General features: G+C 68.9%; 12 protein-coding genes. 9 read left to right on the forward strand and 3 right to left on the reverse strand.

Going from position 1 to position 12,602, the window contains the following annotated elements:
* The first annotated feature begins 51 nt into the window (after positions 1–51).
* Both GRX31_RS28290 and GRX31_RS28295 read left to right on the forward strand, forming a co-directional pair.
* Complete coding sequence (locus GRX31_RS28290; RefSeq protein ID WP_016445477.1) at positions 52–1,239, forward strand: M20 family metallopeptidase; 1,188 nt, start codon at positions 52–54, stop codon at positions 1,237–1,239.
* Between the two features lie 50 nt (positions 1,240–1,289).
* Positions 1,290–2,294 (forward strand): tripartite tricarboxylate transporter substrate binding protein, encoded by a 1,005-nt coding sequence (locus tag GRX31_RS28295; RefSeq protein ID WP_046986376.1) that lies wholly within the window; start codon positions 1,290–1,292, stop codon positions 2,292–2,294.
* A 16-nt stretch (positions 2,295–2,310) separates the two neighbouring features.
* On the opposite strand, the gene GRX31_RS28300 is transcribed toward GRX31_RS28295, so the two are convergent.
* Positions 2,311–3,165: a LysR substrate-binding domain-containing protein gene (locus tag GRX31_RS28300; protein ID WP_160855895.1), complete on the reverse strand. Its 855-nt coding sequence runs from the start codon at positions 3,163–3,165 to the stop codon at positions 2,311–2,313.
* Between the two features lie 131 nt (positions 3,166–3,296).
* Between GRX31_RS28300 and GRX31_RS28305 the strand changes: the two genes are divergently transcribed.
* Positions 3,297–3,710: a VOC family protein gene (locus GRX31_RS28305; protein WP_012207434.1), complete on the forward strand. Its 414-nt coding sequence runs from the start codon at positions 3,297–3,299 to the stop codon at positions 3,708–3,710.
* Positions 3,707–4,660, forward strand: coding sequence for a 2-hydroxyacid dehydrogenase (locus tag GRX31_RS28310; protein ID WP_160855897.1), 954 nt, complete (start codon positions 3,707–3,709; stop codon positions 4,658–4,660). The genes GRX31_RS28305 and GRX31_RS28310 overlap by 4 nt, the downstream gene beginning before the upstream one ends.
* 17 nt (positions 4,661–4,677) lie before the next feature.
* Here the strand turns inward: GRX31_RS28310 and GRX31_RS28315 are convergent, their stop codons facing one another.
* Positions 4,678–5,568, reverse strand: a complete 891-nt coding sequence (locus GRX31_RS28315; protein WP_061287322.1) for a LysR substrate-binding domain-containing protein — start codon at positions 5,566–5,568, stop codon at positions 4,678–4,680.
* Positions 5,569–5,736: 168 nt separating this feature from the next.
* Here GRX31_RS28315 and GRX31_RS28320 point away from each other — a divergent pair, with 168 nt between their 5' ends.
* Complete coding sequence (locus GRX31_RS28320) at positions 5,737–6,132, forward strand: RidA family protein (RefSeq protein ID WP_016445482.1); 396 nt, start codon at positions 5,737–5,739, stop codon at positions 6,130–6,132.
* A gap of 86 nt (positions 6,133–6,218) precedes the next feature.
* Here the strand turns inward: GRX31_RS28320 and GRX31_RS28325 are convergent, their stop codons facing one another.
* Positions 6,219–7,163, reverse strand: a complete 945-nt coding sequence (locus GRX31_RS28325; protein ID WP_013800697.1) for a LysR family transcriptional regulator — start codon at positions 7,161–7,163, stop codon at positions 6,219–6,221.
* Between the two features lie 155 nt (positions 7,164–7,318).
* On the opposite strand from GRX31_RS28325, the gene GRX31_RS28330 reads away from it, so the two are divergent.
* From GRX31_RS28330 to GRX31_RS28345, 4 genes are all read left to right on the forward strand, one after another.
* Complete coding sequence (locus tag GRX31_RS28330) at positions 7,319–8,170, forward strand: fumarylacetoacetate hydrolase family protein (RefSeq protein WP_160855899.1); 852 nt, start codon at positions 7,319–7,321, stop codon at positions 8,168–8,170.
* A gap of 172 nt (positions 8,171–8,342) precedes the next feature.
* The gene (locus GRX31_RS28335) at positions 8,343–10,439 is read left to right on the forward strand and encodes a hydantoinase/oxoprolinase family protein (RefSeq protein ID WP_016450909.1); all 2,097 of its coding nucleotides are present in this window, start codon (positions 8,343–8,345) and stop codon (positions 10,437–10,439) included.
* Positions 10,436–12,226: a hydantoinase B/oxoprolinase family protein gene (locus tag GRX31_RS28340; protein ID WP_043822131.1), complete on the forward strand. Its 1,791-nt coding sequence runs from the start codon at positions 10,436–10,438 to the stop codon at positions 12,224–12,226. The genes GRX31_RS28335 and GRX31_RS28340 overlap by 4 nt, the downstream gene beginning before the upstream one ends.
* Positions 12,227–12,234: 8 nt before the next feature.
* On the forward strand, positions 12,235–12,602 hold a 368-nt coding region (locus GRX31_RS28345), incomplete at its 3' end, for a hypothetical protein (protein ID WP_160855901.1).

A 12,602-nucleotide genomic window follows, 5' to 3' on the forward strand; every position in this document is an offset into this window, starting at 1 on the left:
TCTGAAGTATTAAATAACAATACCAAGTATTGAAAAATACGGAGGCAGCGGATGCCACAGCAAGCCATTGTCAGTGCGGACCGGGCGGTCGGCGCGTCGGAGTGGATCAAGGACCAGCGGGAGAACATGCTTTCGCTGCTGGCCGACATCGTCAACATCGATTCGGGCAGTTTCGACAAACCTGGCGTGGCGCGCGTGTTCCGGCGCCTGGAGGCCTTCTTCCTGGGCCAGGGGCTGCAGGTCAGCCCGCATTTCGTCGATGGCGTGGAGGCCGCGATCTCGGTCACCGTGAACGCGGGCAGCACCGTGGGCAGGCCCGTGCTGCTGATGGGGCACTGCGACACGGTCTTCCCTGAAGGCGAGGCCGCGCGCAGGCCGTTCCGCATCGAAGGCGGCAGGGCCTACGGCCCGGGCGTGGCCGACATGAAGTCGGGCATCGTCATGAACGCCTTCCTGCTGGCTGCGCTGGCCCACAGCGCGGAGCCTGCGCCCGAGGTCACGGGCCTGTTCACCTGCGACGAGGAAATCGGCTCCCCCCTGAGCAAGTCCGTCATCGAGCCCTTTGCGCGCAAGGCGGGCTTTGTCTTCAATGCGGAGCCGGGCCGGCCTTCGGGCAACGTGGTCACGGGCCGCAAGGGCGGCGTGTTCTTCGGCGTGGAGATCGAGGGCAAGGCGGCGCATTCGGGCGCCAACTTCGCCGAGGGCATCAGCGCCATCTCGGAGCTGGCGCACAAGGTGGTGGCGCTGGACGCGCTCACCGACCTGGACAAGGGCGTCACCGTCAACGTGGGCCTGGTGTCGGGCGGGCTGTCGGTGAACACGTCGGCGCCGTCGGCCAAGGCGGCCATCGACCTGCGCATTTTCGATCTGGACCAGCGCGAGTCCCTGGTGGGCCGCATCCGCTGCATCTGCGACAAGTCCTTCATCCAGGGCACGCGCTCCACGCTGAACATCACCGGCGAGTTCCGCCCCTTCGTTCCCACGCCGCAGTCGCAGCAACTGTTCGAGCTGTACCAGGCCGAGCTGGGCGCGCTGGGCCACAAGGCCGAGGGCGAGTTCAGCGGCGGCTGCGCGGACTCGGGCGTGACCTCCAGCCTGGGCGCCATCACGCTGTGCGGCACCGGCCCCGTGGGCGGCAAGTTCCACACCACCGACGAGTACTGCGAGGTGGACACCATCGTCCCGCGCGGCCTGGCGGTGCTCCACACCATTGCGCGCCTGCCCCACGCCCGGTGGTAGGGCGCGCCTGATTCCCGCCTTCCCCTCAAGCCACTGCCTGGTGCACTTCCATGAATCCACTTGCCTTGCCCACACGCCGCTCGCTCCTGAAAATCGCCGCCGGCCTGCCGCTGGCGCCCCTGCTGCTGCAGCCTGCCGCGGCCTCGGCGCCCGGCCCGGTCAGCCTGATGGTGCCCTACCCGGCAGGCGGGCCCAGCGACGTCAGCGCCCGCATCCTGAGCAAGCCCATAGGCGAGGGGCTGGCGGCCAAGGTGATCGTGGAAAACCTGGGCGGCGCCACGGGGACGATTGCCGCATCCAAAGTGCTGGGCGCCAGGGCCGACGGCAGCATGTTCTTCCAGGGCACGCAGAACGAACTCATCCTGCCGCCGCTCACCAACAAGGCCGTGCGCTACCAGCCCGATGCGTTCGAGAACCTGCAGTACATCACCGTCACCCACCTGGTGCTGCTGGTGCGCTCGGGCCTGCCGGCCCGGGACATGCAAGAGTTCCTGGCGCTGGCGCGCTCGCGCAACGAGAGCAATTCGCTGACCTACGGCTCGGTGGGCGTGGGCTCGCTCTACCACCTGATCACCGAGTACATGGGCAAGGTGGTGAAGGTGCCGTTCACCCACGCGCCCTATGCGGGCACGGCGCCCGTGATCCAGGACCTGGCCGGCGGCCAGATCGACTTCAGCATCATGCCGTTCCAGGCGTCCATGCTGGAGATGATCCGCACCGGCCGCTTCCGGGCGCTGGCCGTGCTGTCGCGCAACCGGCCTGCCGTGCTGTCGGCCGTGCCCAGCATCACCGAAGTGCCGGCGCTGCGCGATTTCGAGTACGCCAGCCTGGCGGGCTACTTCGTCAAGCGCGGCACGCCGCAGGACGTCAAGCAGCGCCTGAACCAGGCCATCGGCCAGGCCCTGCTGGACCCGCAGGTCATCGCCAAACTGGAGGCCGACGGCCGTGACGTTGCCAAGCCCATGGGCCTGGACGATGCGGCGGCCGCCTATGCGCGCGAGATCGCCAAGTACCGCGAGATGATCCGCGTCACGGGATACGTGCAGGCGGATTGAGAACGAAGGCCGCAACCTAAGCGAGTGCACCCTCCAGCAGCTCGGCCATGCGCGGCAGGTCGGGCTCGGCGCTGGTCACCAGCAAGATGGCGCGCTCATAGGCGGCGCCCGCAATGGGCAGCATGCGGCAGTCGCCCATGAAGCGCTCCAGGCCCGTCCAGTGCGGCACCAGGCCCACGCCCATGCCGTCGGCGGCCAGCATGGCAATGGCCTCCAGCGCGTCCAGGTCGCACAGCACCGCAGGCTCCAGCCCCTGGTCGGCCAGCCAGTCGGCCGCATGGCGGCCACCCCAGGCATCGGGGTCGTAGCGTATGTAGGGCAGGCTGCGCAGCAGCGCGGCAGGCCGGCCGCGCGCCTGGGGCGGTGCCAGCAGCACCAGCGGCTCGCGGCGCAGCTGCACGCTGCGCAGCGCCTTGGGCAGTTCAAAAGGGGGCGCCACGATGACGGCGGCATCGAGCTCGCCGGACTGCAGCATCTGGAACAGCGCGCGCGAGGTGCCCGGCACGATGACGGGCCGGCACTGTGGCGCCGCCTGCGTGAGCTTGCGCAGCGCGGCCGGCAGCATGCCGGTGAGCGCGGTCGAGATGGCGCCGATGCGCAGCGTGCCGGCCAGGCCATCGGCGCTGGCATCGCTGCCCAGCAGCGCGGCCTCGCGCACCAGGCGCCGCGCGCGCGGCAGCAGGGCCACGCAGGCCTGGGTGGGGCGGGCCGCATGGCCGCTGCGCGAAAGCAGGGCAAAGCCCAGCTCGCGCTCCAGCGCCTGCACGCGCTGGCCCACGGCGGCGGCGGTCAGGTGCTCGGCGCGCGCCGCATCGGCGATGGAGCCGCTGTCCACCACGGCGATCAGGCTCTTGAGATAGCGGGTCTCCAAAAGATTTCCTTGGGGATTGCAAAGAAATCAACGCTATCACTTTTGAAAAGCCTCTGCTAGGCTCGCGCCACCCACGGCAGGCCACGGCCTGCGAACCTGCCTGCACCACAAGCACAACCAAAGGATCAGCCATGCGCACCAGCTTCCACCTTGCCTACCATGTCCGCGATCTGGACGAAGCGCGCGCCTTCTACGGCACGCTGCTCGGCTGCCAGGAAGGCCGCAGCACCGAAACCTGGGTGGACTTCGACTTCTTCGGCCACCAGATCTCGCTGCACCTGGGCGAGCCCTTCCCGGTCACGAACACCGGCCGCGTGGGCGACCACATGGTGCCCATGCCCCACCTGGGCCTGGTGATGGCCATGGACGACTGGAAGGCCCTGGCCGCGCGGCTGTCCGGTGGCGTGGTGGATTTCGTGCTGCAGCCCGGCATCCGCTTCGAGGGCGAGCCCGGCGAGCAGGCCACCATGTTCTTCCGCGACCCCAGCGGCAATCCCATCGAGGTCAAGGGCTTCGCCGACCTGGACAAGGTCTTCGCCAAATGAGCGCCTCGCTGCCCCCGCTTCCTTTCGTCTGCGCACCCGGCTATCCGGCAGCCCAGGCCTGGCTGCAGGCCCTGCAGGCCGCCCTGCCCGAGGAGCGCGTGGTGGCGCTCGATACGCTGGATGCGGGCCAGCGCGCGGCCTGCGAGGTCGCCATCGTCGCCAACCCCCAGCCTGCCGACCTGCGCACGCTGCCGCGCCTGCAATGGGTGCACAGCGTCTGGGCCGGCGTGGAGCGCCTGGTGGCCGACCTGGGCGATACCGACCTGCGCATCGTCCGCCTGGTGGACCCGCAACTGGCCGACACCATGGCCGAGGCCGTGCTGGCCTGGACCCTGTACCTGCACCGCGACATGCCGCGCTATGCCCGCCAGCAGGCCGCGCGCCAATGGCTGGCGCATGACGGCGTGCGCGCGCAGGACAGGACGGTATCGCTGCTGGGCCTGGGCGCACTGGGCAAGGCCGCCGCGCAGCGGCTGCTGGCGGCAGGCTTCCAGGTGCGCGGCTGGAGCCGCACGCCCAGGCAGATGGACGGCGTGCAATGCCATGCGGGTGATGCCGAGCTGCCCGCCATGCTGGCGCAGACCGACATCCTCGTATGCCTGCTGCCGCTCACGCCGCAGACGCGCGGCATCGTCGGCGCGCAGGCGCTGGCCGCGCTGCCCGCCCATGCCTCGCTGATCAACTTTGCGCGCGGCCCCATCGTGGACGATGCCGCGCTGCGCGCCGCCCTGGACGGCGGCCGCCTGGCCCATGCCGTGCTGGACGTGTTCGACCAGGAGCCCCTGCCAGAATCGTCCTGGCAATGGGCGCATCCCGCCGTGACCGTGCTGCCCCACATCTCGGCACCCACGGACCGCGCGACGGCATCGGCCATCGTGGCGGGCAACATCCGCCGCTGGCGCGCCAGCGGCGAGCTGCCGCAGGCGGTGGACGCGGCGCGGGGCTATTGAGGGCGGCTACGGTTCGGCTACGGCAAGGCCATGGACTGGCTTCTGAGCCAGTCCATGACGGCGCGCACATGGGGGCCCGGCTCCCGTTGCTCGCCCACGGCCAGATGGTAGGTATGGCCGGTGATCGAGGGGCCGAAGGGCTGCAGCAGGTGGCCGGCCGCAATGTCCTCGGCCACCAGGGCCAGGCTCACCAGGGCAATGCCATGACCGGCGATGGCCGCCTGGATGGCATGGCCCTCGTCGGAAAAGCGCAGTTGCCCCGCCGGTGAATTCCAGGCCAGGCCTGCCTCGTCAAACCAGCGCTCCCAGGTGGGATTGCTGGCGTGCGCCGTCTTCCAGTCAAAGCGGATCAGCGGCAGACGGGCCAGGTCGGCCGGACCCAGCACGCCCAGCCGGGGATTGGCCACGGGCGCAAAGCGGTCGCTGAACAGGGGCTCGGCCACCAGGCCCGGATAGGGGCCGCGCCCGTAGCGCACGGCGATATCGACGGCATGGGAGCGCAGGTCCACCACATCGTCCGAGGCCTGCAGTTGCAGGTCCACCTCCGGGTGCATCGCGCGGAAGCTGGCCATGCGCGGCACCAGCCATTTCACGGTGAACGCATTGGTGGCCGAGATGCTGACCTGGGCGCGCAGGCGCTTTTGCAGCAGGCGCTCCAGCGTGGCGGCAAAGGCGTCGAAACCGTCGCGCAGCACCGGATAGAGCTGGGCGCCCGCCTCGGTCAGCACCACCTTGCGTACCTGGCGATCGAACAGCGCCAGGCCCAGCTGTTCCTCCAACGCGCGGATCTGGTGGCTGATGGCCGTGGGGGTCACGGCCAGGTCGTCGGCGGCCTGCTTGAAGCTGCCCAGGCGGGCGGCGGCCTCGAAGGCGCGCAGTGCGGAAAGCGGCAGCTGGTTGCGTTGCATGAGGGTTGGAGGACGCAAGGGGCGGGTGATGAATGGGGTGAGGAATGGGGTGAGGAAAACTCATCTTATGCCTGATAAATGAACCTTTGTCGCAATCACCCGGCTTGCCTATCGTCCACCCATGCCCCAAGCGCGATCCTGCCGGGGATGGATGAAGGAAATGAAACCATGCTGCACCGTGTCACCACGCAACCCGACCCCTACGAGCCGTTTTTGCTGTCGCAAGGCATTCGCTTTGGCGAGCTGCTGTTCATCTCCGGCCAGGCCGGCGCCGGAGACGATGGCCGCATCGTGCCGGGCGGCTTCCTGGCCCAGGGCCGGCAGGCGTTTGCCAATCTGCGCCGCGCGCTGGAGGCGGGCGGCTCCAGCCTGAAGGACGTGATCAAGGTCACCATCTTCGTCACCGACATGGGCCACTTCGACGAGGTGGTTGCCCTGCGCCGCGAGTTCTTCGGCGCCCCCTATCCGGCCGACACGATTGCCCAGATCCAGGCGCTGTACGACCCGGCGGCCATGATCGAGATCGAGGCCATTGCAGCCGTGCGTGATGGCCAGGCCCGTTGACATGGTTGCGGCCGCTCTGTTCCGATGGCCTGGCCACGGCGTGCATGGCCGACGACTGGAGCCGATGGGGCCGATATCTGATCCCTTCAACCGCCGAGCAGTCCCGAGGTGCTCAGCGGCCCCGGCGACAGCTGCTGTCCCCAGGCTTGCGTCAATGCCTCGATGGCATCGCCCACCACGCGGCAGGCCTGGGTGAGCTTGCCGTGCCGGGGCAGGGCCAGCGTCACATGGCGCACCAGGCCGGGGTTGACCAGGCGGCTGGCCTGCAGCCGGCCCTGGCGCAGTTCGGCATCGATGGAGTACGGGCCGATCACCGAGTAGAGGCCGGGCGCGTGGGCCACGAGTTCCTTTTGCACGGTCAGCGAGTCGGCCTCGGCGGCTGCGGCGAGCCGAAAGCCGTGGCTGTGCGCGGCCTCATCGAGCGCGTCGCGCCAATGGCTGGGGCGTCGCGGCAGCACCAGTTGCAGGCCGTCGAGCGCGGCGAACTCCGTGGTGGGCGCCAGGGTCAAGGGGTCGCCAGGGCGCGACACCAGATAGCTGTGCGCGGTGCTCAGCAGCCGCTCGTCGCCGCCGGCCGGGCGTGCGAAGCGAAAGAGGATGGCCAGGTCCACGGCGCCGCTGTCCAGCAGCGCGTCGAGCTCCGTGCCCTGGGCCTCGGTGATGTTCAGGCGTATGCCGGGGTGCTCGCGCTGCAGCCAGTCGAACACATGCGTCATCAGCGGGTGCGCGGCCGAGGGCACGATGCCCAGCCGTACCTCGCCCCATAGCTGGCCTGCGTCCGCACGCAGCGTTTCCTGCAATTGCTCGGTTTCCTGCAGCCAGCTGCGCAGCCGCAGCGCGGCCCGCGCGCCCAGCGGCGTCAGCGTGACGCCCCGGCCCGTGCGCCGCAGCAAGGGGCCGCCCAGCGACGCTTCGAATTCGCTGATCTGCCGGCTGATGTGCGACTGCACGGTGTGCCGCCGTGCCGCGACCTTGCTGATGCTGCCGGCTTCGGAGACCTCGAGGAAGAGCTTGACGCTGGGCAGGTGCATGGTGGTTACCCGGTTGAGGTATGCCTGATGAGGCAATTCTGAAAGCCTGAAATTCTATCTATCCAGATATCAAACGGATTTCTACAGTGCAGTCATGCCTTGCCAATGGCCTTGCCGTGGCAGGTTTTCCAGACACCGAACCTAAGGAAAATCCGTTGAAACTCGCCAGCTTCATCCATGCCGGACAGCCCCGCTACGGGCAGGTTCTGGCCGAGCGCTTCCTGCTGCCGCCCGCCGACTTTCTCGCCCGCCATCCCGACCTGCTGTCCGTGCTGCGCGCACAGGCGCTGGGCGAGCTGGAGCAGGCCCTGCAGGCCGGCGCCGTGTCCGTCGATGCGGCGCAGACCCAGGCGCTGCCCGTCATCCCCAACCCCGGCAAGCTCATCTGCGTGGGCCTGAACTACAAGACCCATGTGGCCGAGACGCGGCGCGCCGACAGCGAGCACCCGTCGCTGTTCCTGCGCTTCAACGACAGCCTGGCCGCCGATGGCGACGAGCTGCTGCGCCCGGCCTTTTCGGAGCGTTTCGACTGGGAGGGCGAGCTGGCCTTCGTCATCGGCCGGGGCGGGCGCCACATTGCAAAGGAAGATGCCTTCGACCACATCGCCGGCTATGCCTGCTTCAACGATGTGAGCGTGCGCGACTGGCAGCGCCATACGCACCAGTTCACGCCCGGCAAGAACTTTCCCGGCACGGCGCCCTTCGGCCCCTGGCTGGTCACGCGCGACGAGGTGGCCGACGTGCGCAGCCTGGCGCTGCAGACCCGCCTGAACGGCAGCGTGATGCAGCAGGCCAGCCTGGGCGACCTGATCTTCGACATCCCCACCATCGTGGCCTATGTGTCGCGCTTCACGCCGCTGTCGCCCGGCGACGTGATCGCCACGGGCACGCCGGGCGGCGTGGGCGACCGCCGCGAGCCGCCTCTGTACATGAAGCATGGCGATGTGGTCGAGGTCGAGATCACTGGGCTGGGCGTGCTGCGCAACCGTATCGGCACTGATGTCTGAGATGACACCCCCTGAGTCGCTTCGCGCCTTCCCCCTCTCTCGCTTCGCGGGAGGGGGACGACACCCTCGGTGCGGGGCGGCCCTTCCTCGGTGTCCCTCGCTTTGGGGCACGCCGGTTTCAAGGACTGTGGGCGGCGCATGGCGCTGTGAATAACTGTCTCTGGAGAATTTCATGGATAACCAACAAGCGATTTCGCAGCGGCCCCGGCTGCGCATTGCCGTCGATATCGGCGGCACCTTCACCGACATGGCGGCGTTCGACGAGGCCAGCGGCCGGCTGCTGTTCGGCAAGGCCCTGTCCACGCATGGCGAGCTGGTCAACGGCATCCAGGCCACGATAGACAGCGCGGGCATCGACTGGCGCGACGGCCATCTGTTCCTGCACGGCTCCACCATTGCCATCAACACGCTGCTGGAGCGCAATGGCGCCCACACCGCGCTGCTGATCACCGAGGGCTTTCGCGACATCTACGAGATCGGCCGCGTGAACCGGCCCGATGCCTACAACCTGTTCTTCAACAAGCACCAGCCGCTGGTGCGGCGCTCGCTGCGCCATGAGGTGTCCGAGCGCCTGCGCGCCGACGGCAGCCTGCACAAGCCGCTGGACGAGGCAGCCGTGCGCGAGCTGGCCCGCGAGCTGGCAGGGCAGGGCGTGGAGGCCGTGGCCGTGCTGCTGCTGCACTCCTACCGCAACCCAGCGCACGAGCAGCGCGTCAAGCAGATCCTGCAGGAAGAGATGCCGGGCGCCTTCGTCTGCGCCTCGCACGAGCTGTCGCAGGAGTACCGCGAGTTCGAGCGCGTGTCCACCGCCGTGGCCAATGCCTATGTGGGGCCGCGCGTGTCGCAGTACCTGGGCCAGCTGGAGAACCACCTGGGCGGCAAGGGCTTCGAGGGCGATTTCTACATCGTGCAGTCCACCGGCGGATTGTTCCCGGTCGAGCACGCCAAGGTGGGCTGCGTGCGCATGCTCGAATCGGGTCCGGCGGCCGGCGTGATCGGCGCCCAGGCCATCTGTGCGCAACTGGGCATGGGCGATGCCATTGCCTTCGACATGGGCGGCACCACGGCCAAGGCCGGCGTGATCAGCGAGGGCCGGCCGCTGACCACGGGCTCGGCGCTGATCGGCGGCTACGAGCAGGCCCTGCCGATACAGATCCCGATGATGGACATCCACGAAGTGGGCACGGGCGGCGGCTCCATCGCCCGCGTGGAGACGGGCAACGCGCTGCGTGTGGGCCCGCAAAGCGCCGGCTCCATCCCCGGCCCCGTGGCCTATGGCCGTGGCGGGCTGGAGCCCACGGTGACCGACGCCAACCTGGTGCTGGGCCGGCTGGACGCGGAGCATTTCCTGGGCGGCGAGCTGCAGCTGGACATGGACGCCTGCCAGCGCCAGATGGCCGAGCGCGTGGCGACCCCGCTGGGCCTGGAGCCCACCGAGGCGGCCGACGGCATCCTGCGCATCGCCGTGACGCAGATGTCGCATGCCGTCAAGGCCGTGACCACCGAGCGCGGCCTGGACGCGGGCAGCTTCACCATGGTCGTCTACGGCGGCGCGGGGCCGCTGCACGCCTCGGCCATTGCGCGCGAGATCGGCATCCGCAAGGTGCTGATCCCCTATGCGCCCGGCTATTTCTCGGCCTACGGAATGCTGTTCTCCGACCTGCGCTACGACTATGTGCGCTCGGTATTCCGCAAGCTGGGCGAGGTGTCCTTCGAGGAGATCGAGGCCGCCTACCAGAGCATGGAGGACGAGGGCCGCGCCGCGCTGGCGCAGTCCGGCATCGCGCCGGACGGCATCGTGATCGAGCGCGCCGCCGACATGCGCTACGTGGGCCAGGAGCATGCGGTGACCGTGGACCTGCCCATGGCCTTCTTCGAGGGCAGGGACCGCTCGGCCATCAAGCGCCAGTTCGACGAGCTGCACAAGGTGCGCTACGGTACCTCGGCCCCGCAGGAGCCGGCCGACCTCGTGAGCCTGCGCGTCACCGTGCTGGGCACGATGAAGAAACCGCCCAGGCACAGCGTGGAACGCGGCAGCGCCGAGCCCAGCCGTGCCTCCGTGCGCACGGTCAAGCCCGTCTATTTCCGCTCCAGCGGCTGGGTGGACACGCCGGTGCATCTGCGCGAGCGCCTGCTGGCGGGCAACGAGATCGCGGGGCCCGCGCTGATCGAGGAACACGCATCCACCACCGTCGTGCAGCCCGGCGACCGGCTGCGCGTGGACGAACTGGGCAATCTGCAAATCGACATCGGGAGCGACCGCACATGAACCACCCCACTGACTCCAGGCCCGTCGATCCGGTCACCGTCGAGATCATCCGCAACGGCCTGTACGCCGTCACGGAGGAGATGAAGACCAACCTGACGCGCACGGCCTACAACCTCATCATCTACGAGGCGCTGGACTTCACGGTCGGCCTGTTCACGCGCGAGGGCGACACGGTGTCCATCGGCCTGGGCCTGCCCATGTTCATCCGCGGCATGTCGGAGACGGTCAAGGCCAAGATCCGCCATTTCGGCTACGAGAACATCCTGCCCGGCGACATCCTGGTCACCAACGATGCCTACACCACCGGCAGCCACCTGAACCACTTCACGTTCACCATGCCGGTGTTCCATGAGGGCCGGCTCGAAGGCTTCACCTGCTGCATGGCCCACTGGCTGGACGTGGGCGGCACGCTGGGCAACGTCACCACGGACATCTTCAGCGAAGGGATACAGATCCCCATCATGAAGTACCAGCGCCAGGGCGAGGTCAACCAGGACCTGATCGACATCATCGCGATGAACGTGCGCCTGGCCGAGCGGGCCCTGGGCGATCTGCGCGCGCAGATCACGGCCATCACCACGGGCGAGCGCCGCTATGTGGAACTGCTGCAGCGCTATGGCGTGGATGCGGTCAACGGCGCCATCGCGCAGATCATGGATTCCAGCGAGGCCGTGGCGCGCAAGAACACGCTGTCGATTCCCGATGGCGTGTACGAGGCCGAGTCCTTCATGGACGACGACGGGCTGGACATCGGCAAGCGCATTCCCATCCGCGTCAAGGTCACGGTGCAGGGCGACGAGATGACGGTGGACCTGTCGGATGTCTCCAAGCAGGTGCGCGGCTTCTACAACTCCGGCTTCACCACGGGCATCGCCTGCGCGCAGGTGGCCTACAAATGCCTCACCACGCCGACCGACTACCCGGTCAACGACGGGAGCTTTCGGCCGCTCAAGGTGATCATGCCCATGGGCACGGTGATCAGCGCCGAGAGGCCGTATCCCATGCGCGTGTGGATGACCTTCCCCATGACGGTGATCGACACCATCTTCAAGGCCCTGGCGCCGGCGATTCCCGACCGCTCCATCGCGGGCCACCATGCGGACCTGGTGTTTCCCAACATCCATGGCATCTCGCCCGAGGACGGGCGGCTGTTCATCGTCGGCATCGGCCCGCTGGGCGGCGGCTGGGGCGCCAAGAGCCGTGAGGACGGCGTGTCCGTCACCGTCTGCATCAATGACGGCGACACCCACAACAGCCCCACCGAGCAGCTCGAGGCCAAGTACCCGGTGCTGGTGGAGAAGTACGAGATCCGCCAGGACTCGGCCGGCGCGGGCCAGTACCGGGGCGGCCTGGGCGCGGAGATGGTGGTGCAGGCGCTGTCGCCCTTCACCGTCACCACGCGCATCGACCGCGTGCACTGCAAGCCCTGGGGCCTGGAGGGCGGCGGCGACGCCATGGGCAACGGCCTGGCCGTGCGCCACAAGGGCGAGTGGAAGACCGACCATGCCAACGCCAAGATCTTCAACGTGCGCCTGGAGCGCGGCGATGCCTACCGCATGCTGTCGGGCGGCGGCGGGGGCTTTGGCGACCCGCTGGCGCGCGAACTGGACAAGGTGGCCGAGGACGTGCGCGAAGGCTATGTGAGCGCACAGGTGGCCCGCGAGGTCTACCGCGTGGCACTGGATGGCCAGGGACAGGTGGACCACGAGGGCACGCAGGCGCTGCGCAGCGGCAGGTCTCCGTCCGCCGCAACGGCAACCTCGGCCGTGGCCTGGGACGGGCAGTGAGCACGGCCATGGCCTCCGACCACGCCCTGCAGGCCGGCCGGCTCTGGGACCTGTGGTGCGCCCTGGCGCTGCGCCATGTCGCGCTGGGCGGTGCCTGCGCCTGCGGGGCGGGCGGCATCAGCCTGCGGCTGGAGGACTTCGAGCTGGACATCGTGGACTACCTGCAGGACGGGGGCGAGCGCTGCGAGCAGCCCGAGGTGGCGGCCTGGTTCCGTGCCCGGCCCGCACCCGGGCAGGGCGCGCAGCCGCTGCGCGCCCTGCTCGATGCGCTGGGCTCGGACGAGGTGCCGCAGGCCGTGGCGCAGTGGGCGCTGGCGCGGCTGGAGCGCACGCTGCGCTCGTTTGCCGAGGTGCATGGTGGGGCACAGGGCGGGGT

The sequence above is a fragment of the Delftia sp. CH05 genome, assembly GCF_009827015.1.
GTDB lineage: Bacteria > Pseudomonadota > Gammaproteobacteria > Burkholderiales > Burkholderiaceae_C > Comamonas > Comamonas tsuruhatensis.